Origin of the sequence: Pseudomonas sp. ERMR1:02 (genome assembly GCF_002277815.1) — a bacterium.
Lineage (GTDB): Bacteria > Pseudomonadota > Gammaproteobacteria > Pseudomonadales > Pseudomonadaceae > Aquipseudomonas.
This window is the reverse complement of sequence record NZ_NKJI01000005.1, coordinates 295,837-318,222: the sequence shown is the minus strand read 5'-3', so window position 1 is coordinate 318,222 and position 22,386 is coordinate 295,837. Positions and strand designations below refer to the sequence as shown.

The 22,386-nt window shown below is 61.0% G+C and carries 20 protein-coding genes and 2 pseudogenes; 17 read left to right on the top strand and 5 right to left on the bottom strand.

Annotated elements, in window-relative coordinates:
• Positions 1-2: 2 nt before the first annotated feature.
• The 16 genes and pseudogenes from CES87_RS12315 to CES87_RS12235 all read left to right on the top strand — a co-directional run bounded on the left by CES87_RS12315 (position 3) and on the right by CES87_RS12235 (position 15,972).
• Positions 3-257 carry an acyl carrier protein gene (locus CES87_RS12315; RefSeq protein WP_128606323.1) on the top strand — a complete coding sequence of 85 codons (255 nt, stop codon included), beginning with the start codon at positions 3-5 and terminating at the stop codon, positions 255-257.
• Entirely contained in the window at positions 254-799 is a 546-nt protein-coding gene (locus tag CES87_RS12310) for a hypothetical protein (RefSeq protein WP_128606322.1), read from the top strand. The genes CES87_RS12315 and CES87_RS12310 overlap by 4 nt, the downstream gene beginning before the upstream one ends.
• Positions 796-2,472: pseudogene (locus tag CES87_RS12305) on the top strand (AMP-binding protein). Before CES87_RS12310 ends, CES87_RS12305 begins: the two are co-directional and overlap by 4 nt.
• Before the next feature lie 163 nt (positions 2,473-2,635).
• Positions 2,636-3,370: a glycosyltransferase family 2 protein gene (locus CES87_RS12300; RefSeq protein WP_128606321.1), complete on the top strand. Its 735-nt coding sequence runs from the start codon at positions 2,636-2,638 to the stop codon at positions 3,368-3,370.
• Positions 3,367-4,308: a glycosyl transferase gene (locus tag CES87_RS12295; RefSeq protein WP_128606320.1), complete on the top strand. Its 942-nt coding sequence runs from the start codon at positions 3,367-3,369 to the stop codon at positions 4,306-4,308. Before CES87_RS12300 ends, CES87_RS12295 begins: the two co-directional genes overlap by 4 nt.
• On the top strand, positions 4,289-5,833 hold the full coding sequence (gene hutH / locus CES87_RS12290; RefSeq protein WP_128606319.1) for a histidine ammonia-lyase: 1,545 nt from the start codon (positions 4,289-4,291) through the stop codon (positions 5,831-5,833). The genes CES87_RS12295 and hutH overlap by 20 nt, the downstream gene beginning before the upstream one ends.
• Positions 5,826-6,251, top strand: coding sequence for a thioesterase family protein (locus CES87_RS12285; protein WP_128606318.1), 426 nt, complete (start codon positions 5,826-5,828; stop codon positions 6,249-6,251). The genes hutH and CES87_RS12285 overlap by 8 nt, the downstream gene beginning before the upstream one ends.
• The gene (locus tag CES87_RS12280) at positions 6,248-6,961 is read left to right on the top strand and encodes an outer membrane lipoprotein carrier protein LolA (protein ID WP_128606317.1); all 714 of its coding nucleotides are present in this window, start codon (positions 6,248-6,250) and stop codon (positions 6,959-6,961) included. Before CES87_RS12285 ends, CES87_RS12280 begins: the two co-directional genes overlap by 4 nt.
• Positions 6,945-9,284: an MMPL family transporter gene (locus CES87_RS12275; RefSeq protein ID WP_128606316.1), complete on the top strand. Its 2,340-nt coding sequence runs from the start codon at positions 6,945-6,947 to the stop codon at positions 9,282-9,284. The genes CES87_RS12280 and CES87_RS12275 overlap by 17 nt, the downstream gene beginning before the upstream one ends.
• Positions 9,281-10,441 carry a sodium:proton antiporter gene (locus CES87_RS12270; RefSeq protein WP_128606315.1) on the top strand — a complete coding sequence of 387 codons (1,161 nt, stop codon included), beginning with the start codon at positions 9,281-9,283 and terminating at the stop codon, positions 10,439-10,441. Before CES87_RS12275 ends, CES87_RS12270 begins: the two co-directional genes overlap by 4 nt.
• Positions 10,428-11,675 carry an NAD(P)/FAD-dependent oxidoreductase gene (locus CES87_RS12265; protein WP_128606314.1) on the top strand — a complete coding sequence of 416 codons (1,248 nt, stop codon included), beginning with the start codon at positions 10,428-10,430 and terminating at the stop codon, positions 11,673-11,675. Before CES87_RS12270 ends, CES87_RS12265 begins: the two co-directional genes overlap by 14 nt.
• Before the next feature lie 58 nt (positions 11,676-11,733).
• Positions 11,734-12,360, top strand: coding sequence for a hypothetical protein (locus CES87_RS12255; RefSeq protein ID WP_371858198.1), 627 nt, complete (start codon positions 11,734-11,736; stop codon positions 12,358-12,360).
• Positions 12,357-13,555, top strand: a pseudogene (locus tag CES87_RS12250) (beta-ketoacyl-[acyl-carrier-protein] synthase family protein). Before CES87_RS12255 ends, CES87_RS12250 begins: the two are co-directional and overlap by 4 nt.
• Positions 13,548-14,021: a hotdog family protein gene (locus CES87_RS12245; RefSeq protein ID WP_128606312.1), complete on the top strand. Its 474-nt coding sequence runs from the start codon at positions 13,548-13,550 to the stop codon at positions 14,019-14,021. Before CES87_RS12250 ends, CES87_RS12245 begins: the two are co-directional and overlap by 8 nt.
• Positions 14,018-14,746, top strand: a complete 729-nt coding sequence (gene fabG, locus CES87_RS12240; RefSeq protein WP_128606311.1) for a 3-oxoacyl-ACP reductase FabG — start codon at positions 14,018-14,020, stop codon at positions 14,744-14,746. The genes CES87_RS12245 and fabG overlap by 4 nt, the downstream gene beginning before the upstream one ends.
• On the top strand, positions 14,746-15,972 hold the full coding sequence (locus CES87_RS12235) for a beta-ketoacyl-ACP synthase (protein WP_128606310.1): 1,227 nt from the start codon (positions 14,746-14,748) through the stop codon (positions 15,970-15,972). Before fabG ends, CES87_RS12235 begins: the two co-directional genes overlap by 1 nt.
• 280 nt (positions 15,973-16,252) lie before the next feature.
• Here CES87_RS12235 and CES87_RS12230 read toward each other — a convergent pair whose 3' ends face one another.
• From CES87_RS12230 to CES87_RS12220, 3 genes are all read right to left on the bottom strand, one after another.
• Positions 16,253-16,492, bottom strand: coding sequence for a DNA-binding protein (locus CES87_RS12230; protein ID WP_128606309.1), 240 nt, complete (start codon positions 16,490-16,492; stop codon positions 16,253-16,255).
• Positions 16,489-16,752 (bottom strand): DUF6124 family protein, encoded by a 264-nt coding sequence (locus tag CES87_RS12225; protein WP_128606308.1) that lies wholly within the window; start codon positions 16,750-16,752, stop codon positions 16,489-16,491. The genes CES87_RS12230 and CES87_RS12225 overlap by 4 nt, the downstream gene beginning before the upstream one ends.
• 451 nt (positions 16,753-17,203) lie before the next feature.
• A complete protein-coding gene (locus tag CES87_RS12220) occupies positions 17,204-18,106 on the bottom strand; it encodes a LysR family transcriptional regulator (protein WP_128606307.1) in 903 nt (300 codons plus the stop codon).
• Positions 18,107-18,273: 167 nt separating this feature from the next.
• Here CES87_RS12220 and CES87_RS12215 point away from each other — a divergent pair, with 167 nt between their 5' ends.
• Complete coding sequence (locus tag CES87_RS12215; RefSeq protein WP_256590876.1) at positions 18,274-19,500, top strand: MFS transporter; 1,227 nt, start codon at positions 18,274-18,276, stop codon at positions 19,498-19,500.
• Positions 19,501-19,673: 173 nt separating this feature from the next.
• On the opposite strand, the gene hemE is transcribed toward CES87_RS12215, so the two are convergent.
• Together hemE and CES87_RS12200 are read right to left on the bottom strand one after the other, a co-directional pair.
• Complete coding sequence (gene hemE / locus CES87_RS12205; RefSeq protein ID WP_128606305.1) at positions 19,674-20,741, bottom strand: uroporphyrinogen decarboxylase; 1,068 nt, start codon at positions 20,739-20,741, stop codon at positions 19,674-19,676.
• 226 nt (positions 20,742-20,967) lie between these two features.
• Entirely contained in the window at positions 20,968-22,386 is a 1,419-nt protein-coding gene (locus CES87_RS12200) for an FAD-dependent oxidoreductase (protein ID WP_034148620.1), read from the bottom strand.

Below are 22,386 nucleotides of genomic sequence, written 5' to 3'. Positions count from 1 at the left end.
CCATGCAAACTCGTGACGACATTTTCAACACACTGCGCGATGCCTTGGTCGAGCTGTTCGAGCTGGCCCCCGAGCGGGTGAGCCTCGAATCCAACCTGTATCAGGATCTGGAAATCGACAGCATTGATGCGGTCGACCTGATCGATCACATCAAACGTCAGACCGGCAAGAAAATCGCCGCCGAGGAATTCAAATCGGTGCGTACCGTCAGTGACGTGGTCGAAGCGGTCTACCGTCTGGTTCAACCGGCCACATGAGCCGACTGATTGGCCTCGGCCTGCTGCTGGTGGGCCTGCTGTACCCCTTCGCGGTGTATTTCGGCATGGAACATTTCGCGCCGTGGCAGTTCGGTCTGCTACTGGGCAGCCTGTGGCTGGCGCGGGCGCTGACGGGCCGCCGGCGACCAGGCAGTCTGTGGATGGCAACTGTAGCTATCGCGTTCTGCCTGTTGCTGGCGCTGGTCGACAGCCCGGCGCTGCTGCGCTGGTACCCGGTATTGATCAGCGGTTTCATGCTGGTGCTGTTCGGGGTGAGCCTGATTTATGGCCCACCTATGGTTGAACGCCTGGCCCGTCTGCGTGAACCGCACCTGCCGGCCGAGGGAATTCGCTACACCCGCCAGGTGACCATCGCCTGGAGTGTGTTTTTTCTCTGCAACGGTTTGTGCGCTGCCGCCCTGACGCTTTGGGCGCCGCTAAGCTGGTGGATGTTGTACACCGGCCTGATTTCCTACGGATTGATAGGTCTTATGTTTGCCATTGAATGGCTCATACGACAACGGGTACGAGGCCGCCCATGAATTGGATAAAACTTGAGCACCTGCTGCTCAAGGCTGAGCCGGAGCGGGGCGTAACGGCCGAACCGGCGCTGGATCACGCGCTGCTATGTGTACATGCCCTGAGCCTGGCCGCCGGCCTGCAAGCCCAGGGTGTGCAGCGCATCGCCGTGCATCTTGAGGACGCCGGGGAACTGGCGATTGCCCTATTCGGCGCCTGGCGTGCCGGGGTCAGCGTTTTGTTGCCGGCCGACCTGCAACCTCAGACCCGCCAACGGTGGTCGAATGAAGTAGACCTGTGGCTGACCGATCAGCCCGACGACGCCCATCTGGTTGATTTCCAGCATCCGCCACTGGCCGCTGCGGCACTGGATCTGGATCGCTGCTCCTGATCCTGTGCACCTCCGGCTCCAGCGGCGAACCCAAGCGCATCGAAAAAAGCCTGCGCCAACTGGTCAATGAAGTCGAAGCCTGGAACAGCTGTGGGGCGCCGACCTGGGCCCGGCGTGCATTATTGGCAGCGTCGCCACCCAACACATTTATGGACTGCTGTTTCGAGTACTGTGGCCGCTGTGCGCCGGACGCCCTTTCATGCGCAAGCAACTGGCCTTTCCGGAAGATATGCAACGCGCCAGCCGCGAACATCCGGCCTTCGCCTGGGTCGCCAGCCCGGCGCTGCTCAAACGGATGGGTGACAACCTCGACTGGCCAGCCTTGAGCGCGGTACGTCGGGTATTTTCTTCCGGTGGTGCATTACCAGCCGAGGCGGCGCAGAGCCTGCACGAACGCCTGCATCAATGGCCGACCGAAATTTTCGGCAGCTCGGAAACCGGCGGCATTGCCTGGCGTCAGGGTCACGATCTCTGGCAGCCCTTCGCTGATGTTGTACTGCAACAGGACAATGACGGCGCGCTGCTCATCACCTCGCCCTACTTGCCCGCCCGCCATGTCGAACACACCGCCGATGCTGCGCGAATCGCACCTGATGGCCGTTTTGAACTGCTCGGACGGCTGGACCGGATCGTCAAACTCGAAGAAAAACGTATCTCACTACCGATGCTGGAGCAGGCTTTGATGGCCCACGATTGGGTCGCTGAAGCTCGGCTTGGTGTGGTTCAGGAAAACCGTGCCTCACTGGGGGCGTTGCTGGTGCTGAACGAAGCGGGTTGCACGCCTTGCGTAATCTGGGCCGGCGCGACCTCACTCAGGCCTTGCGCCAACACCTGAGCCAACATTGCGAAGCCCTGGCCCTGCCTCGGCGCTGGCGTTTGCTGCGACAGCTGCCGCTGAACGCTCAAGGAAAACTGCCCCAGGCCGAGGTCGAAACCCTGCTGCTGGCGCCGCGCCCCAAGGCGCCGCAAGTGCTGGAACAAGTCGAAGTCGAAGGCGAATGGAGCCTGCAACTCGCGGTGCCACCGGACCTGGCCTATTTCAGCGGCCATTTCCCCCAGGCGCCGGTGCTACCGGGGGTGGTGCAAGTAGAGTGGGCGCTGAACCTGGGCCAGCAATTGATGAACCTGCCGGCAAAATTCGCCGGCATGGAAGTGCTGAAGTTCCAGCAACTGGTGCGTCCGGGGGATGAAGTCCAGCTGCACCTGCGCTTCGACCCGACCCGCAGCAAACTGTATTTCGCCTATCGCAATGAAACCGCCACCTGCTCCAGCGGGCGGATTCTACTGGAGGTGGCCCATGGATAATCTGCGATTCCCTGTAGCAGCTGCCGAAGGCTGCGTTCGAACGCGAAGCGCTCGCATCCGGATCACCACAACTATTCTGAAAGACCTCAAACACTGGTTTACGACCGCTTCGCGGCCGGACGCAGGCTTCGCCAGCTGCTACATGGGCGAGATGTGAGCCGATATGCATAACCCCTGCGCCGTCATCCCGGTCTACAACCACGAAACCGCGATCACCACCGTGGTCGACGCGCTGCTCGCCAGTCACCTGCCGTGCATTCTGGTGGACGACGCCAGCGATAAATCCTGCGCTGCGGTTCTGGATCAATTGGCCCGGCGCGACAAGGTTCATCTGATCCGCCTCGCCGCCAATCAGGGCAAAGGCGCAGCGGTGATGACCGGTCTGCGTGAAGCCGCGCGCCTGGGCTTCAGCCACGCATTGCAGGTGGACGCCGACGGCCAACATGACCTGCAAGACGTTCGGGTCTTCATCGAACACTCGCGCGCGCATCCTGACGCCGTGATCTGCGGTTATCCGCAATACGACGCCAGCGTGCCCAAAGGTCGCTTGTACGCACGCTACCTGACTCACGTCATGGTCTGGATCAACACCCTGTCGTTGCAGATTCGCGATTCCATGTGCGGCTTCCGTGTCTATCCGTTGCCGCCGGTTCTGGCATTGATCGACACTGCGAAAATCGGCAAGCGTATGGATTTCGACTCGGACATTCTGGTACGCCTGGCCTGGCGCAATCAGCCGATGCAATGGTTGCAGACCAAAGTCCATTACCCCCTGGACGGTGTTTCGCATTTCCGGATGTTCCACGACAACGTGTTGATTTCAAGCATGCACACCCGGTTGTTCTTCGGCATGTTGCTGCGCTCGCCCGTGATCCTCTGGCGGCGGTGGCGAGCATGACCGCGGACAAACAACACTGGGCCGACCGCGAGGAGCGCGGCAGTTTCTGGCTGATGAAGCTCACCGCGTTCGGTGCCAAAGTCCTCGGTCGCCGGCTATTGAGCCCGCTGCTGTACGGCATCGTGTTGTACTTTTTCCTGTTTGGCCGCAGCGCCCGCCACAGTGCCTGGCAGTACCAGCAGCGGCTTGCCGACTGGAGCGGTCGAATCGAAATAATTCCGACCCATTGGCGAGTATTCGGCCAGTTCATGGCCTTCGCCGACTCCATGCTCGACAAGCTCGACGTGTGGAACGGCAAGCTGAGCATCGAGCAGATCGAAATCATCGACCCGGCGCTGCTGCGCAATCAGTTGCGCGGCACACGCGGGCAGATGCTGGTGGGGGCGCACTTGGGCAACCTGGAAGTCTGCCGTGCGCTGGCGGAGATCGGCGAGAAGGTGACAATGAACGTGCTGGTGCACACCAAGCATGCCGAGCAGTTCAACCGCTTGCTGGGCGAAGCCGGTGCGACCAATTTGCGCTTGATTCAGGTCAGCGAACTGGACCCGGTGATCATGCTGCAATTGCATGAACGCCTGGAGCGCGGCGAGTGGCTGGCAATCGCCGGCGATCGCGTGCCCTTGCATGGCGGGCGCAGCGTGACCGTGGACTTCCTTGGCTACCCGGCAAAATTTCCACAAGGGCCATGGCTGCTGGCCGGTCTGCTGAAATGCCCGGTGAACTTGCTGCTGTGCCTGAAGAAACCCGACGGCGATTATCGATTGACCCTGGAACCGTTCGCGCAGGCGATCAGCTGGAAACGCAGCGACCGCGAGCAGGTCATTCATCAGTGGGCCTCCCGCTATGCCGAGCGCCTGAGTCACTATTGCCTCGAAGCGCCTCAACAGTGGTTCAACTTTTACCCTTTCTGGAAGACCGATGACGACGCCAACGCTTGAGCCGGTAACCTTCGGCGAACTCCCTTTGCGCATCGAAGACGTGCTGGCCCTGGCCAACCGCCAGGCGCCGACGCAGTTGCAGAGCGACCCCGCGTACCGCGAACGCATCGCCAAGGGCGCGCGATTCCTGGACTCCCTGTTGGACAAGGAAGGCGTGATCTATGGCGTAACCACCGGTTACGGCGATTCCTGCGTGGTGGCGGTGCCGCTGCATCACGTCGAGGCGCTGCCGCGTCATCTGTACACGTTCCACGGCTGCGGTCTGGGCAAACTGCTCGACGCCCAGGCCACTCGTGCAGTGCTGGCGGCGCGGTTGCAGTCGCTGTGCCACGGTGTTTCCGGGGTGCGTGTGGAACTGCTGGAGCGCCTGCAAGCGTTTCTTGAGCACGACATCCTGCCGCTGATTCCGGAAGAAGGCTCGGTAGGCGCCAGCGGCGATCTGACGCCTTTGTCCTATGTCGCCGCGACCCTGTCCGGCGAACGCGAAGTGATCTGGCGTGGCGAACGCCGTCAGGCCGCCGATGTGCATCGCGAACTCGGCTGGACGCCGCTGGTGCTGCGCCCGAAAGAAGCATTGGCGCTGATGAACGGCACTGCGGTGATGACCGGCCTCGCCTGCCTGGCCTACGCCCGCGCCGATTATTTGCTGCAACTGGCCACCCGCATCACCGCGTTGAACGTGGTCGCCCTACAAGGCAATCCGGAGCACTTCGACGAGCGTCTGTTCGCCACCAAACCCCATCCGGGACAGATGCAAGTCGCCGCGTGGTTGCGCAAGGATCTGGCGATCGACGCGCCGACCGCGCCGTTGCATCGCCTGCAGGACCGCTATTCCCTGCGTTGTGCGCCCCACGTACTCGGCGTACTGGCCGACAGCCTGAACTGGCTGCGCTCGTTCATCGAGATCGAACTCAACAGCGCCAACGATAACCCGATCATCGACGCCGAGGCCGAGCGAGTGCTGCACGGCGGGCACTTCTATGGCGGCCATATCGCCTTCGCCATGGACAGCCTGAAAAACCTGGTGGCCAACGTCGCCGATCTGCTGGATCGCCAGCTCGCGCTGTTGGTGGACGAACGCTACAACCACGGCTTGCCGAGCAATTTATCCGGCGCCACGGCCGACCGGGCGATGCTCAATCACGGCTTCAAGGCGGTGCAGATCGGCGCCAGTGCCTGGACCGCCGAAGCGTTGAAAAACACCATGCCGGCCAGCGTGTTTTCGCGTTCCACCGAATGCCACAACCAGGACAAGGTGAGCATGGGCACCATCGCCGCCCGCGATGCGATCCGCGTGCTGGAGCTGACCGAACAGGTCGCCGCCGCCACGCTGTTGGCCGCCAATCAGGGCGTCTGGCTGCGGGGTCAGGCCGAAGATGCTCGCCCGTTGCCACCGGCCCTGGCCGCCATGCACATCGAGCTGGCCAAGGACTTCCCGCCAGTCATCGAAGACCGCGCTCTGGAAGGCGAATTGCGCCTGTGCCTGCAACGAATCGCCGAACAGCACTGGAGGCTGCATGCGTAGCAAGGGAGTGCTCCACGTCGATACGGAAATCCTCGTGCCGTTCTTTGACGTCGATAGCATGAACGTCGTCTGGCACGGCCATTACGTCAAATACCTGGAAGTCGCCCGCTGCGCGTTGCTGGACAAAATCGGCCACAACTACAGCGCCATGTCCGAGTCTGGCTACGCTTGGCCGGTGATCGACCTGCAACTGCGCTACGTGCGCGGCGCGGTGTTTGGTCAGAAGCTCAACGTGCGCGCCAATCTGGTGGAGTGGGAGAACCGTCTGAAGATCAACTACCTGATCAGCGATCTGCAAACCGGTGAGCGATTGACCCGAGCCGTTTCCGTGCAGGTCGCTGTCGACATGAGCAATCGCGAGATGCAACTGGCATCACCGAAAGTCTTCACCGACGCTGTCGAAAGGGCCCTCCCATGACTTTCACCCGGTCCCCTGTAGGAGCGAGCCTGTCGAATCGTCGCACCGTCGCGATGGTCGTTAACGATGACGCTGGGCACCTGACACCCCGTGGCGTTCTCAGGTTTTTCGCGAGCAAGCTCGCTCCTACAGTGTTCTGTGTTTTATTGGGCATTCCGGGTCTGGCGCAGGCGTTCGATCTGCAACAGCTCAGCGACCAACTGGCCAAGCCCGAGGTGATCCACGGCAATTTCGTCCAGGAAAAACACTTGCGCGCCCTGCCGCAGCCGCTGACCAGTAAAGGCACCTTCGTCCTGGCGAAAAACCACGGCTTGCTTTGGCTGTTGAAAACACCTTTGCAGCAGGATTACCGCATCACCGCCAAGGGCATTGCCCGACGCGACGCCAGTGGTTGGCAGATGCTGCCGGGCAAGAGCGCCGGCGCCGAGCAGAACCGCTTGTTCCTCGCCGTGCTGCAAGGCGACAGCAGTGGGCTGCAACGGGATTTCGAGCTAGCGCTGAGCGGCGACGCACAGAACTGGAAGCTGACGCTGGTGCCACGCTCGATGCTGCTCAAGCAAGTATTCAATCAGATCAACATCACCGGTGGAGAACTGGTGCACAGCATCGAGCTGCTGGAAACCCAGGGCGACAGCACCCTGCTGCGCATGCAGGACAGTACCAGCGCTCAACCGTTAAGCGACGCGGAGCAACATGACTTTGCCGAGTGAGCGGATGCTGCCGCGGCTGTTCCTGATCCTGCTGCTGGCAGTGCTGGCGCTCGCCGGCTGGCAATGGCGCGACGGCGCACCGCTGTCGGCCAACCTGATGGAACTGGTGCCCGGCACCGCGCCGGACGCTCTGGAACTGCGCGCCGAACAACGCATGCAAGAGCCGCTCAACCGTGAAATGCTGGTGCTGGTGGGTCATAGAGATCGCGAACAAGCCATTGCCATGGCGCAGAAGCTGGGCGATCAATGGCAAGCCAGCGACCTGTTCGAAAAGGTCCAGTGGAACTTGCAAGCCGACTTGCCGGCGCTGCGCACGCAACTGTTGCAAGGTCGCCTGGCGATGCTCTCGGCCGAAGATCGAAAGCAACTGATCGAGCATCCTGACGCCTTCATCCAGCAACGGGTGCAAGCACTGTTCGATCCTTTCACCGGTTTCAGCCTTGTATCCAGTCAGGATGATTGGCTGGGCCTGACCGGACGTATCCAGAACAGTCAGCCGCAACATGGATCGGTGCAACTGGACATCGGCAGCGGCGCATTGATCGCTGACGCCGATGGCAAAAGCTGGGTATTGCTGCGCGCGCGGACCACTGGCAACGCGTTCGACATGAACCTGCCGCTGCAGGTGGCCAATCTGCTCCAGCACAGCCGCGAGGAAGCCGCCGAGTCAGGCGTGCAACTGCTGGCGGCCAGCGGCCTGCTGTATGCCGCCAATGGTCAGAAGCAAGCCACCCGAGAGATGACCTGGGTCGGCGGCGGTGCCACGGCCGGGATTCTGTTGCTGCTGTTGCTGGCCTTCCGTCGTTGGCGCGTATTGCTGGCCTTCGTCCCGGTACTGGTAGGCATGCTCTTCGGCGCAGTGGCCTGCGTGGCGCTGTTCGGCCACCTGCATGTGATGACCCTGGTGCTGGGTTCGAGCCTGATCGGCGTCGCCGTCGACTACCCGCTGCATTACCTGTCCAAGAGCTGGAGCCTGAAACCCTGGCACAGCTGGCCTGCCCTGCGTCTGACTTTGCCGGGCCTGACCCTGAGCCTGATCACCAGCGCCATCGGCTACCTGGCGCTGGCCTGGACCCCGTTCCCGGCGCTGACCCAGATCGCGGTGTTCTCCGCCGCCGGTCTACTCGGTGCCTACTTGTCCGCTGTGTGCCTGCTGCCGGCGCTGCTCAAGGGGCTGGAACTACGCCCGGCGCAGTGGCCGCTGCGGGTGTCCGCTTATTTGCTGGGGCTTCGTGAAGCATTGCTCAAACGCCTGAGCACACCCGTATTGCTGGCGCTGCTGATTGCCTTCTGCGCCGGCGGCTTGCTGCAGCTCGAAACGAAAAATGACATCCGCCAATGGGTCGGCGCACCACAGCAATTGACTGACGAAGCGCAGACCATTGCGCGAATCACCGGCTATCAGCCCACCAGCCAGTTCTTCCTGGTGCACGCGGCCGATCAACAGCAATTGCTCGAACGCCAGACCGCGCTGAACGAACGCCTGGATCAGTTGATCGGTCTGGAAAAACTCCAAGGTTACCTGTCGCTCAATCAACTGGTCAGCCAGCCGAGCGAACAGCGTCAGGTGCGCGAGGCGTTGAGCAAACTGCCGCAGTTCTGGCAGCCATTGCTCGATGTGGGCGTGCCGGTCGAAGCGCTGCAAGCGGAGCTGACAAAACTACAGGCACTGCCCACCGAAGACATCGATGCCGCACTGGCCGGCCCCTTGGCAGAACCCTATCGCGGTTTGTGGCTGGGGCCGACCGCTGACGGCGTGGCGGCGATGGTCAGCCTGCAAGGCCTGAACAACCCTTCTCTGCTGCGGGTTCAGGCCAAAGATTTGCCGGGCGTAAAGCTGGTGGATCGGCTGGGTGAGTTGAACAGTGTGTTCGCCGCCACCCAAATCAGTGCCGCCGAGCTGAAACTCGCCTCCTGCGTGCTGATCGTGCTGGTGCTGATCCTGCCGTTCGGCCTGGGCGGCGCGTTGCGCATCGTTTCCCTGCCGCTGCTGGCCGCACTGTGCAGCCTCGCCAGTCTCGGCTGGCTGGGGCAGCCGTTGACCCTATTCAGTCTGTTCGGCCTGCTGCTGGTGACGGCAATCAGCGTCGATTATGCGATTCTCATGCGCGAACAGGTGGGCGGCGCCGCCGTGAGCCTGCTGGGCACCTTGCTGGCGGCACTGACCACCTGGCTGTCGTTCGGCCTGCTGGCGGTTTCGAGCACACCGGCAGTGAGTAATTTCGGCCTCTCGGTCAGCCTGGGTCTGATGTTCAGCTTTATGCTTGCCCCTTGGGCGGGTCAACACGTACATGCGGCCACGGTCGCGGAGCCGACAGCATGATGATTGCGCTGTTCTGGGCAATGGCCCTGTCGCTGTTCGCCGTGGCGACCCGCGTTGGTCGCCACTTTGGCCTGATCCCGATCGTCAGCCAGTTGCTGCTGGCGACCGTCGGCTTGCCGCTGCTGATGTACTTCTGGATCGAACCGCAATGGCAGTTGAGCGGCGCTGCGCTGGTGTCGCCGGTCTGGCTGAAAAACCTCTACAGCCTGAGTTTCGCGCTGTTGCTGGGCTATATCCTCAGCGACGTGATCGACCTGCAATTGGACCGCCAGAGCCTGAAGATCGCTCTTCCCAGTTTCTGTATTCCGTTTGCCTGCGGCCTCGCCACGGCGATCTGGCTGCTGCCGCCGCAGCCATGGCTCAGCTCCCTGGCGGTCGGTCTATTGTTCGCCATCACCGCGATTCCGGTGCTGTACCTGTACCTGCGGCATATCAATTACCCGCCTGCAGCGACCCGGCGACTGGTGCAAACCGCGATCCTCATCGACCTCACCTGCTGGACCCTGTTCGCCATCGCCCAGGGCACCCTGCACCTGAGCAGCCTGCTGCTACCGTTGGCCGGCGCCTGTCTGCCTGTGCTGCTGAGGCTGCTGGGCCTGCGTCAATTGTGGTTGTACAGCCTGGGCTTTTTCGGACTGCTGGTGGTGGCCGAACACTACAAGCTCAATGCGCTGATTTTCGGTATCGGTTATGTGTTGATCATGGCCGCGCTGAAGGCGCCGCTGGTACTGCCGCTGCCAGCGATCTGGATGAGCCGCTTACAGACCTACGTTGCCATTCCGTTGATCCTCACGTTCGGCATCGTGCAGATCAATGTCCACAGCGCGCTGGACAACCTCGGCTGGATGCAACTGGCGGCGCTGCTGGTATTGCCGATTGCCAGCAAACTGCTGGGCAACTGGCTCGGCCTCGGCTGGGCCGGCGCCTCCTTCCAGGGTGCCAGCCGCTGGCGGGAAAGCGTTTTGCTGAACATTCGCGGCTTGAGCGAGATCGTCTTTCTCAACCTGCTGCTGCAACAACAGCTCATCAGCCCGGCGTTGTACTTTGCGCTGATGCTGATGGGCCTGGTCGCGACACTGCTGCCGGCATTGGCCGGCATGCATCGGATCCCCCTGAAAGCTGCCGCCCCGGCAAGGAGCCCCCATGTCAACCGTTGAAACGGAACATCGCCAGATCGTGGTCATCGGTGCAGGCCCATCGGGCGCCATCGCCGCCGCGCTGCTCAAGCGCAAGGGTCACGATGTGCTGGTGATCGAGCGACAGCATTTCCCACGGTTTTCCATCGGCGAAAGCCTGCTGTGCCATTGCCTGGATTTCGTCGAAGAGGCAGGCATGCTTGACGCCGTCAACGCCGCTGGTTTTCAGCTTAAGACCGGCGCCGCCTTTGCCTGGGGCGAGCAGTACAGCGACTTCGATTTTGGCGACACCTTCACCCAGGGCAAGCCGACGACGTTTCAGGTGCAACGCGCCGATTTCGACAAACTGCTGGCCGATCAAGCTGTACTGCAAGGCGTTGAAATTCGCTACGGCGAAGCCATCGTCAGCGTCGACATCGATCAAGCCAAACCGCGGCTTGGCGTGCGCCGCGAGGACGGCAGCGAATACCGCATCGAGGCTCATTTCATGCTCGATGCCAGCGGTTACGGTCGCGTCCTGCCACGCCTGCTCGACCTTGAAGCACCGTCGAATTTCCCGGTGCGCCAAGCCGTGTTCACCCACGTTGAGGACAAAATCGAAAGCCCGAATTTCGATCGCACCAAGATCCTCATCACTACCCACCCAACCAAGCGCGATATCTGGTTCTGGACCATCCCGTTCAGCAACGGGCGATGCTCGGTAGGCGTGGTCGCGGCCGCCGAACACTTCGAGGGGCGCACCGACAATCTGGACGATTGCTTGCGTGGGTTCATAGCCGAAACACCAAGCCTTTGCAGTGTGCTGAACAACGCCGAGTGGGACACGCCAGCGCGAACCATCGGCGGTTACTCGGCCAACGTCAAAACCCTGCATGGGCCCGGTTTTGCGCTGCTGGGCAACGCGGCGGAATTCCTCGACCCGGTGTTCTCATCCGGCGTCACCATCGCCATGCGTTCGGCGAGCATGGCTGCGGGCGTTCTGCACCGCCAGTTGCAAGGCGAAACCGTCGACTGGCAACGGGAGTTCGCCGAACCGCTCAAACGCGGCGTCGATACCTTCCGCTGCTACGTCGAAGGCTGGTACACCGGGACCTTCCAGGACGTGATTTTCCACGAGGGTAGTTCGCCGGAGATCCGCCGCATGATCAGTTCGATTCTGGCCGGCTATGCCTGGGACGAACGCAACCCGTTCGTCAGTGAAGCCAAGCGTCGGTTGAAGGTGATTTCAGAATTCTGTGCAAGGGATGCGACATGAGTTATTTGAGCGACAACTACAATGTGGTTGTGCGAAAACCGTTGGAAGGTGCTCTTTAATGTTCACTGCCAGTCGCTCAACGCACTCACCTGTAGGAGCGAGCTTGCTCGCGAAAAACGTCTGTACAACGCGCTTATTCAGACAGCGCGCGTTATCGTTGACGTCCATCGCGAGCAAGCTCGCTCCTACAGGGATAGTGGGCATTCTGAGATTTCTGCTACTGGGTTGTGTCTTGTTGTTGAGCGCATGCGCCAGTCGGGCGCCCTTGCCCGAGCAAACGCCGAATCTGTCATTGCCGCTGCAACTGCACATCCAGCGACTGCAAGCCGAACAGCGCCAGGACTGGGTGCTGGTGATCCAGCGTGAAGGGCCGGCCATTCGCTGGTCGATGATGGACCTGCTTGGTATTCCTCAGGCACGTCAGAAACTGGTGGCCGGTGAATGGCACGCTGACGGATTACTACCGCCCAATCCAGAAGCCCGGGAGCTTTTCGCTGCGTTGCTGTTTGCGCTGACGCCTAAAGACGAGCTTTCCGCGAATTATCCAGGCTCCTGGCAACATGGGACGCAACGCTTGTTACCCGATCGCTGGGACGTCCGTTATTCACAACCGATGAGCTTCGAATTGAATCTGCCCAAAGGCCCGAAATACCAAGTGACGCCGTTGAGTGGGGAGGCACCATGACTGCCTACCTGAATGCCCTCGGGTTATCTGCGCACTGGGGCGTGACAAGGACGAAGTCGCGCGCAACCTGTTTGCCGGCGATTGCTCCGGCATGCGCAGCGAAGCTGGCTGGGTGCCAGAGCGGTCGTTGCCGGTAGGGGCGGTGCGTGGCGAGCTGGCGGCGATTCCCGCCGGGCTATCCCGGCAAAACACCCGCAACAATCAGTTGCTGATGGAAGCCGCCCTGCAAATTCGCCAGGACATCGATCAAGCGATCCAGACCTTTGGCCGCGACCGCATCGGTGTCGTGCTGGGCACCAGTACCTCGGGCATCGAGGAAGCCAGCCAGGGCCTGACTCATTACATCCGCGAGCAGCAGTTCCCGGTCGAGTACGACTACCAGCAACAGGAACTGAGTGCGCCGGCAAACTTCCTCGCCGACTGGCTGCAATTGAGCGGCCCGGCTTATGTGATTTCCACTGCCTGCACCTCCAGTGCCCGCGCGCTGATGAGTGCCCAACGCCTGCTGGATCTGGATGTGTGCGACGTAGTGCTGTGCGGCGGGGTCGACAGCCTGTGCAAGCTGACTCTCAACGGGTTCACAGCGCTGGAGGCGGTTTCCGACCAACGCTGCAATCCATTTTCGGTAAATCGCAACGGCATCAATATTGGTGAAGCGGCCGTGCTGTTTCTGATGAGCAAGCAGCCTGGCGGCAACCAACCGATTGCCCTGCTCGGCAGTGGCGCGAGCTCCGATGCGCATCACATTTCCGCACCGGAACCGACTGGCCGTGGCGCCTTGCAAGCGATGCGCAAAGCCTTGAGTCGCGCGAACCTGCAACCCGGGCAGATCGATTACCTGAACCTGCACGGCACCGCCACTCGACACAATGACGCCATGGAAAGCTCGGCGGTAAATACGCTGTTCCCGACTGGCGTCCCCTGCTCGTCGACCAAACCGATGACCGGCCACACCCTCGGCGCGGCCGGTGCGCTGGAAGCGGCGTTCTGCTGGTTGAGCCTGAGCGCAAGTAACCGCGAATATGCCCTGCCACCGCACATATGGGACGGCCAACCGGACCCTGATTTGCCCGCCCTGAATTGGGTGACCCCAGCCAGTCGCCTGATGTCCACTGGTCCCCGCTACCTGATGAGCAATTCCTTCGCTTTCGGTGGCAACAACGTCAGCCTGATTATCGGAGACGCCCATGATTGACTGGCCTCTCGCCGAACTACTGCCCCACGCTGGCGACATGATCCTTATCGATCAGATCCTGGCGTTCGATGAGGAGCAGATTTACACCCGCCTCACGGTCAAACCCAACGGTCTGTTCAATCGCCCCGATGGCAGCCTGCCGGCCTGGGTCGGCATTGAACTGATGGCCCAAAGCGTCGCTGCTTTCGCCGGTTGCCGTGCGCGCCAGCGCGGTGATGCAGTGGAACTCGGCTTTCTGCTGGGCAGTCGCAAGTTCGAATGCAACGTCGAAAGCTTTCCGGCCGGCACCGAACTGACCATCCATGGCCTTCGCTCCCTGGAAGACGACAACGGCATGGGCGTGTTCGAATGCCACATCAACGCGCCGGGCATTCATGCCACCGCCCGTCTGAACGTGTATCGCCCGCCTCAGGCAGCTCAATATCTTCATGAGCCACAAGGCTCTTCACAAGGAACGCAGCCATGACTGAATCCGTACTGGTCACCGGTTCCAGCCGTGGTATCGGCCGCGCCATCGCCCTGCGGCTGGCCCAGGCCGGGCATGACATCGTGCTGCATTGCCGTAGCGGGCTGGCGGACGCCAAGGCAGTTCAGGGCGAAATCCAGACCTTGGGACGCAATGCACGCATTCTGCAATTCGACGTATCCGAGCGCGCCAAGTGCAAAGCCATTCTGGAAGCCGATGTGGAAACCCACGGTGCCTATTACGGCGTGGTGCTCAACGCCGGCCTGACGCGTGACGGTGCTTTTCCGGCGCTGAGCGAGGAAGATTGGGATGTGGTGATGCGCACCAACCTGGACGGTTTCTATAACGTGCTGCACCCGGTGATGATGCCGATGATCCGTCGTCGCGCCGCCGGGCGAATTGTCTGTATCACTTCGGTGTCCGGGCTGATCGGCAACCGTGGCCAGGTTAACTACAGCGCTTCCAAGGCCGGTTTGATCGGCGCGGCGAAGGCATTGGCGATCGAATTGGGCAAGCGCAAAATTACCGTCAACTGTGTCGCACCCGGCCTGATCGACACCGCGATGCTCGACGAAAACGTGCCGGTGGAAGAACTGATGAAAATGATCCCCGCACAACGCATGGGCACCCCTGAAGAGGTGGCCGGCGCTGTTAATTTCCTGATGTCGGCGGAAGCCTCGTACATCACCCGGCAGGTTCTGGCCGTCAATGGAGGCCTCTGCTGATGAAGCGCGTCGTCGTCACCGGCATGGCCGGCATCACCTCACTGGGCAGCGATTGGGACACCATCGCCGGCCACTTTGCGGCCAACCGCAGCGGTATCCGCCGGATGGACGAGTGGGATCGCTTCACCGAACTCAACACCCGCCTGGCCGGCCCCATCGACGATTTCAAAGTACCGAGCCACTGGACGCGCAAACAATTGCGCAGCATGGGCCGTGTATCACGGCTGGCGGTCGGCGCGGCGGAACAAGCGCTGGCCGACGCCGGATTGCTTGGCGACGAATCGATCAAGGACGGGCGCATGGGCGTCGCCTGCGGCTCGTCCACCGGCAGTACCGACGAGATCAAGGCGTTCGGCAACATGCTGCTCAACTCAGTGGCTGAAGGCCTGAACGCCAACTCCTACGTGCGCATGATGCCGCACACCACGGCGGCCAATATCAGCATCTTCTTCGGCCTTACCGGTCGACTGATCCCCACCTCCAGCGCCTGCACCAGCGGCAGTCAGGGTATCGGCTATGCCTACGAGGCGATCAAGTTCGGACGCCTGCCGCTGATGCTCGCCGGTGGTGCCGAGGAGCTGTGCCCGACCGAAGCCATGGTCTTCGACGCGCTCTACGCCACCAGCCTGAAAAACGATACCCCGCAATTGTCCCCACGCCCTTACGACAGCGCCCGCGACGGTCTGGTGATCGGTGAAGGCGGTGGCATGCTGGTGCTGGAAGAACTCGAACACGCCCTGGCGCGTGGCGCGCATATCCATGCCGAGATCGTTGGCTTCGGCAGCAACGCCGACGGCCAGCACACCACCCGGCCGGAGCAAGTCACCATGCGCCGGGCCATGGAGCTGGCGCTGGAAGACGCCGGCCTGAAGCCGTCGGATATCGGTTATGTAAACGGTCACGGCACGGCGACCGAACAGGGAGACATCGCCGAAACCCAGGCCACCAGCAGCCTGTTCGGCGAACACATGCCGATCAGCTCGCAGAAAAGCTTCCTCGGCCACACCCTCGGCGCCTGCGGTGCGCTGGAATCCTGGTTCAGCATCGAAATGCTCAACCGCGACCTGTATGTGCACACCCTCAACCTGGACGAAGTTGATCCGAACTGCGGCAAACTCGACTACCTGCGCGGTGAGTTCAGGCAGATGAGTAATCAGTTTGTGATGAACAATAATTTTGCGTTTGGCGGGGTGAATACGTCGTTGATATTCAAGCGCTGGCCGTAACCTGTAGGAGCGAGCCTGCTCGCGATGGACGTCAACGATAACGCGTTCTGCCTGAATGCCCGCGTTGTCCAGATGTTTTTCGCGAGCAGGCTCGCTCCTACAAGGGGTCCTGCCCTCCCCCGGATGTGATCGTTCCCACGCTCCTGCGTGGGAATGCAGCCCGGGACGCTCTGCGTCCCATCCGGAGCCGAACGCAAGGCGTCCGTTGAGGCATTCAACGATCAACGCCAGAAACGACAAGGGGCGCCTTTCGGCGCCCCTTCGCAGGCAGGTCGGCTTGTCATCGCCCTTTACCTGCCTGGCTCTGCGATGGCTGGTTTCCCAGGATCCTCAGAGTTTCACAAGCCCCTTTCGGGAACATTGCTCGTAAACCACGAGCACGCGAGATAACCTCAAACGCCTTGGCGATGAATTCTGGATCATCTCCACCCACTTCCATGCAAGCACGCAGATATTCTGCGATGTCCTCTTCGGTTTTCAGGTACTCGGCAGAGTCCCAGCGGCAGAATTGATCGGTCATGGTGGATCGAGGTTATCCAACACCCGATTTACCGCCATTTCTCCCAGCATGATCGACTGCTGAATGCCCAATAGCGTGTGGCCTTGCGATCCCTTCAGGTCTCTAGCGAAGTCACTCGCCATAACGTTTGCTGATGCCAGCGATACACAGGCGTATTCGAGCAGGGTGTGGTTGTCGATATCGGGGGCAATGAGGAAGATCGGGCTGGGTTGGTGTGGCGCGTCCGGATCAGTGTCCGGTGGATTTGGCGTATGGGTCATGAGTCAGCGTCCTGAAAAAGAAGGGTGGCAGCTGTACGCAGGTTAGTAGACCGGCCCAAGTATCCCGGCGCGCCCGAAGGCGCCCTGCGCACAGCTACCGTCAAGGGCAGGTATGGATATACCTGCCTATCAGGAGCGCAAATGCGCTTATTTGGGACGGGCTACTAAACCCGATCACTGATCATCAGTGACCTGACTCAAGTTAGCGGCGACCCTCGAAGCGCACAAGCCGGCGGATTCTGGAAGAGTTGTAGGTAAGGCTGCAAGGCGCTGTAGCCTATTCGACGGATTTCAGAAATGTCTTACGCGCAGTGGCGAATTTTCCGATTTTGATCGTTCCCACGCTCCGCGTGGGAATGCAGCCCGGGACGCTCTGCGTCCCATCAAGAGCCGAACGCGGAGCGTCCGTTGAGGCATTCCCACGCAGAGCGTGGGAACGATCATCTGCGCTTCACGCTTTCAACGGCTCAACCTTACGCGTCAACAACTCAACAAACGCCCGCGCCATCGCCGACTTCTGATCCTTGCGCTGCACCAGCCACACCGCCGACACCGCCGCCGGATCGAGCAACGGCCGATAAACCACGCCATCAATGCGCATCCGCTGATAAGACGCCGGCAGTACCGACACGCCCAAGCCCGCCGCCACCAGACCAATGATCGTCATCGCCTCGCCAGCCTCCTGGGCGAAGTGCGGGCTGAAGCCGGCGTCCCGGGCCAGGCTGAGCAATTGCGCGTACAGGCCACTGCCATAGCTGCGGGGGAAAAAGACGAAGGGCTCAAGGGCCAGGGCTGACAGGAACAATCCCTCTTCGCTGTCCTTCACCAAAGGATGCTTGGAACTGAGCACCGCGACCAGCGCCTCGCGCATCAGCTCGACCACACTTAACGAATCGGGCAGACCGAGCGGCCGCATGATCCCGACCTCGATCGACTCGTCGAGCAGCGCATCGGCCACTTGCGTGCTGCTCATTTCCCGCAAATTCAGATGCACCGCCGGAAAGCGTTGGCGAAACGAGAAAATCGCCTGTGGAATCGTCGAGTTGAACGGCGCTGAAGAGGTGAAGCCGATTTTCAGTTCGCCCAACTCGCCCAATTGCGCCCGACGGGCGACATCCGCCGCTTTGTCGACCTGAGCCAGCACCAGCCGCGCTTCCTCCAGAAACAATCGACCGGCCTCGCTCAGCTCGACCCGACGATTGGTACGCTCAAATAATCGCGCGCCGACCTCCTGTTCCAGCGCCTGAATCTGCTGGCTCAACGGCGGTTGAGAGATGCCAAGCACCTGCGCAGCGCGGCCGAAATGCAGTTCTTCGGCGACAGCAATGAAGTAGCGCAAATGACGCAATTCCATGAAAACCCCATTAGGTCGTTAAAGCTATCAAACAGGTCGAATAATATATTGGATTGAATCATTAGCCAGCTATATGCTTTTTTCATTGCCTGACCGGCTGCGCTCCTGCGAGGTCCACCGTGAAAACTGCTGTCGCTCCACTCACCCACGAAGTACCACCCGCAGCGCTGGACGATGCCGTCGTCGAACTGAAAGAGATCTACATCGAAAAAGGCACGCCGGCGTTCATGCGTACCGTGCTGGCGTTGTTCTGCGGTGGCTTCGCGACTTTCGCCCTGCTCTACTGCGTGCAGCCGATGATGCCGCTGCTGTCACATGAATACTCCATCAACGCAGCCCAGAGCAGCCTGATCCTTTCGGTGGCCACTGGCATGCTCGCCATCGGCCTGCTGATCACCGGCCCGATCTCTGATCGCATCGGGCGCAAACCGGTGATGGTCGCGGCGCTGTTTGCCGCCGCACTGTTCACCATGGCCAGCGCAATGATGCCCAGTTGGCACGGCGTGTTGATCATGCGCGCATTGATCGGGTTGTCATTGAGCGGTCTTGCAGCGGTCGCCATGACCTATCTGAGCGAAGAAATTCACCCGCAACACATCGGTTTGGCCATGGGCCTGTATATCGGCGGAAATGCCATCGGCGGGATGTGCGGGCGCTTGATTACCGGTGTGTTGATCGACTTCATCAGCTGGCACACGGCGATGTTGGTGATTGGTGGTCTGGCACTGATCGCGTCGGCGGTGTTCTGGAAAATCCTCCCCGAATCGCGCAACTTCCGCGCCCGCTCGCTGCATCCGCGCAGCCTGCTCGACGGCTTCACCATGCACTTTCGCGACGCCGGCCTGCCGCTGCTGTTCCTCGAAGCCTTTGTGCTGATGGGCGCGTTCGTCACCCTGTTCAACTACATCGGCTATCGCTTGTTGGCCGAGCCGTACCACATGGATCAGGCCTTTGTCGGCCTGCTGTCGGTGGTGTACCTGTCGGGCATCTACAGCTCGGCGAAAATCGGCGCCCTGGCCGACAAACTCGGTCGTCGCAAAGTGCTCTGGAGCACCATCGTGCTGATGATCGCGGGCCTTGGCCTGACGATGTTCACGCCGCTGCCGCTGGTGATTTTTGGCATGCTTGTGTTCACCTTCGGCTTCTTCGGCGCCCATTCGGTGGCCAGCAGCTGGATCGGCCGTCGCGCTACCAAGGCCAAGGGGCAGGCGTCGTCGCTGTACCTGTTCAGCTACTACGCCGGTGGCAGCATCGCCGGTACCGCAGGCGGCTTTTTCTGGCATCTGGGCGGGTGGATTGGCATCGGCTTGTTTATCGGCGCCTTGCTGGTGGTGGCGCTGCTGGTAGCGTTGAAACTGGCGAAGTTACCACCATTGGGTGGAGTCAAGGCCTGATAAAAAACCACTGTGGGAGCGGGCTTGCTCGCGAATGCGGTATGTCATTCAACATTGATGTCGTCTGACACTACGCATTCGCGAGCAAGCCCGCTCCCACATTGACCGAGTATCACTTGAAGTCTCATACAAAAACGCCCGGCATTTGCCGGGCGTTTTTTATTGGGCAGCGATCACTCGTGATACTGCGCCGACAGCTCATGCACCGCACGCAAGAAGGCACCAGCATGTTCCGGATCGACTTCCGGCGTGATGCCATGACCCAGGTTGAATACGTGGCCACTGCCCTTGCCGTAACTGGCGAGGATACGGCCAACTTCGGCGCGGATTGCTTCCGGCTTGGCGTAGAGCACGGTCGGGTCCATGTTGCCTTGCAAGGCGACTTTGCTGCCAACGCGCTCGCGGGCACTGCCAATGTCGCAGGTCCAGTCCAGGCCCAATGCATCGGCGCCAGCATCGGCGATGCTTTCCAGCCACAGGCCACCGTTCTTGGTGAACAGGATCACCGGAACCTTGCGCCCTTCGTGCTCACGGATCAGGCCACTGACGATTTTGCGCATGTAGGCCAGGGAGAATTCCTGGTACGCCGCCGCCGACAGGCTGCCGCCCCAGCTGTCGAAGATCTGCACCGCTTGTGCGCCGGCCATGATCTGGCCGTTGAGGTAGCTGGTGACCGTCTGCGCGAGTTTGTCCAGCAGCAGGTGCAAGGCTTGCGGGTTGTCGTAGAGCATGGTTTTGGTCTTGCGGTAGTCTTTCGACGAGCCGCCTTCGACCATGTAAGTGGCCAAAGTCCATGGGCTGCCGGCAAAGCCGATCAGCGGCACGCGACCATTGAGTTCGCGGCGGATGGTGCTGACCGCGTCCATCACGTAGCCCAGGTCTTTTTGCGGATCAGGAATCGGAAGGGCTTCGATGTCGGCCAGGGTGCTGACGACTTTCTTGAAGCGCGGACCTTCACCGCTCTCGAAATACAGCCCCTGGCCCATGGCATCGGGGATGGTCAGGATGTCGGAAAAAAGGATCGCCGCATCCAGCTGTGGATAGCGGTCGAGCGGCTGCATCGTGACTTCGCAAGCGAACGCCGGGTTCATGCACAGGCTCATGAAATCGCCGGCCTTGGCACGGCTGGCGCGGTATTCAGGCAGGTAGCGACCGGCCTGACGCATCATCCACACAGGGGTGACGTCTACGGGTTGCTTGAGCAGGGCGCGAAGGAAACGGTCGTTCTTCAGGGCAGTCATGTCGGCATCCGGAAAAAAAGTGCGGGCATTTTCTCAGAGCCAGACGCAAAAGGCACGGCAAGCGCCGCACCTTTTGTCTATCGGGTCAATTTGTCGCGGTTTGCATCGGCTGACTCTGCGTTGAGTCGGCCGGCCTCTTCGCGGGCAAGCCTCGCTCCTACGGGGTTATGTGATCCCTGTAGGAGCGAGGCTTGCCCGCGAAGGGAGCGACGCCGGTCAAGCAGATTTACACGCCCAGGTAGTCGAGGATTCCTTCGGCGGCATTGCGGCCTTCGAAGATTGCCGTCACCACCAGGTCGGAACCGCGCACCATGTCGCCACCGGCGAAAATTTTCGGGTTGCTGGTCTGGTGCTTGTACTGACCTTGTTCCGGTGCCACGACGCGGCCCTGGCTGTCGGTCTGGATCTCGAACTGCTCGAACCACGGCGCCGGGCTCGGACGGAAGCCGAAGGCGATAACCACGGCATCAGCCGGAATGATCTCTTCGGAGCCCGGGATCGGCTCGGGGCTGCGACGGCCACGGGCATCCGGCTCGCCAAGACGGGTCTCGACCACCTTCACGCCTTCGACCTTGTCTTCACCCACGATCGCAATCGGCTGGCGGTTGTAGAGGAATTTCACGCCTTCTTCCTTGGCGTTCTTCACCTCTTTGCGCGAGCCCGGCATGTTCGCTTCGTCACGACGATAGGCACAGGTCACCGATTTGGCGCCCTGGCGAATCGAGGTACGGTTGCAGTCCATCGCCGTGTCGCCACCTCCCAGTACCACGACCTTCTTGCCTTTCATGTCGACGAAATCTTCCGGCGACTTTTCAAAGCCCAGGTTGCGGTTGACGTTGGCGATCAGGAAGTCCAGTGCGTCATACACGCCCGGAAGATCCTCACCGGCAAAGCCGCCCTTCATGTAGGTATAGGTGCCCATGCCCATGAACACGGCATCGTATTCTTCGAGCAGTTGCTCCATGGTCACGTCCTTGCCCACCTCGGTATTGAGGCGGAACTGGATGCCCATGCCACTGAAGACTTCGCGGCGATTGCTCAGCACGGTCTTTTCCAGCTTGAACTCGGGAATACCGAAGGTCAGCAGGCCACCGATTTCCGGGTTCTTGTCGAACACCACCGGAGTCACGCCGCCGCGCACCAGCACGTCGGCACAGCCCAGGCCCGCCGGGCCCGCGCCGATGATCGCGACACGCTTGCCGGTCGGCTTGACCTTGGACATGTCCGGACGCCAGCCCATGGCAAACGCCGTGTCAGTGATGTACTTCTCTACCGAACCGATAGTCACCGCACCGAAGCCGTCGTTCAAGGTGCAGGCCCCCTCGCACAGACGATCTTGCGGGCACACCCGGCCGCAGACTTCCGGCAGGGTGTTGGTCTGGTGCGACAGCTCGGCGGCCTGGAGGATGTTGCCCTCGGCCACCAGCTTCAGCCAGTTGGGAATGAAGTTGTGCACCGGGCACTTCCATTCGCAATACGGGTTACCGCAACCCAGGCAGCGGTGGGCCTGGTCGGCCGACTGCTGGGGTTTGAACGGTTCGTAGATTTCCACGAACTCTTTCTTGCGTTGACGCAACAGTTTCTTCTTCGGATCCTTGCGCCCGACCTCGATGAACTGGAAGTCATTATTCAGACGTTCAGCCAT

Coding starts and splice junctions, on each gene's coding strand:
- CES87_RS12285 (WP_128606318.1), top strand. CDS start 5,826: ATGCGTAGCAAGGGAGTGCTCCACGTCGATACGGAAATCCTCGTGCCG.
- CES87_RS12275 (WP_128606316.1), top strand. CDS start 6,945: ATGACTTTGCCGAGTGAGCGGATGCTGCCGCGGCTGTTCCTGATCCTG.
- CES87_RS12200 (WP_034148620.1), bottom strand. CDS start 22,386: ATGGCTGAACGTCTGAATAATGACTTCCAGTTCATCGAGGTCGGGCGC.
- fabG (WP_128606311.1), top strand. CDS start 14,018: ATGACTGAATCCGTACTGGTCACCGGTTCCAGCCGTGGTATCGGCCGC.
- CES87_RS12270 (WP_128606315.1), top strand. CDS start 9,281: ATGATGATTGCGCTGTTCTGGGCAATGGCCCTGTCGCTGTTCGCCGTG.
- hemE (WP_128606305.1), bottom strand. CDS start 20,741: ATGACTGCCCTGAAGAACGACCGTTTCCTTCGCGCCCTGCTCAAGCAA.
- CES87_RS12295 (WP_128606320.1), top strand. CDS start 3,367: ATGACCGCGGACAAACAACACTGGGCCGACCGCGAGGAGCGCGGCAGT.
- hutH (WP_128606319.1), top strand. CDS start 4,289: ATGACGACGCCAACGCTTGAGCCGGTAACCTTCGGCGAACTCCCTTTG.
- CES87_RS12220 (WP_128606307.1), bottom strand. CDS start 18,106: ATGGAATTGCGTCATTTGCGCTACTTCATTGCTGTCGCCGAAGAACTG.
- CES87_RS12245 (WP_128606312.1), top strand. CDS start 13,548: ATGATTGACTGGCCTCTCGCCGAACTACTGCCCCACGCTGGCGACATG.
- CES87_RS12280 (WP_128606317.1), top strand. CDS start 6,248: ATGACTTTCACCCGGTCCCCTGTAGGAGCGAGCCTGTCGAATCGTCGC.
- CES87_RS12230 (WP_128606309.1), bottom strand. CDS start 16,492: ATGACCGATCAATTCTGCCGCTGGGACTCTGCCGAGTACCTGAAAACC.
- CES87_RS12315 (WP_128606323.1), top strand. CDS start 3: ATGCAAACTCGTGACGACATTTTCAACACACTGCGCGATGCCTTGGTC.
- CES87_RS12265 (WP_128606314.1), top strand. CDS start 10,428: ATGTCAACCGTTGAAACGGAACATCGCCAGATCGTGGTCATCGGTGCA.
- CES87_RS12225 (WP_128606308.1), bottom strand. CDS start 16,752: ATGACCCATACGCCAAATCCACCGGACACTGATCCGGACGCGCCACAC.
- CES87_RS12255 (WP_371858198.1), top strand. CDS start 11,734: ATGTTCACTGCCAGTCGCTCAACGCACTCACCTGTAGGAGCGAGCTTG.
- CES87_RS12310 (WP_128606322.1), top strand. CDS start 254: ATGAGCCGACTGATTGGCCTCGGCCTGCTGCTGGTGGGCCTGCTGTAC.
- CES87_RS12300 (WP_128606321.1), top strand. CDS start 2,636: ATGCATAACCCCTGCGCCGTCATCCCGGTCTACAACCACGAAACCGCG.
- CES87_RS12235 (WP_128606310.1), top strand. CDS start 14,746: ATGAAGCGCGTCGTCGTCACCGGCATGGCCGGCATCACCTCACTGGGC.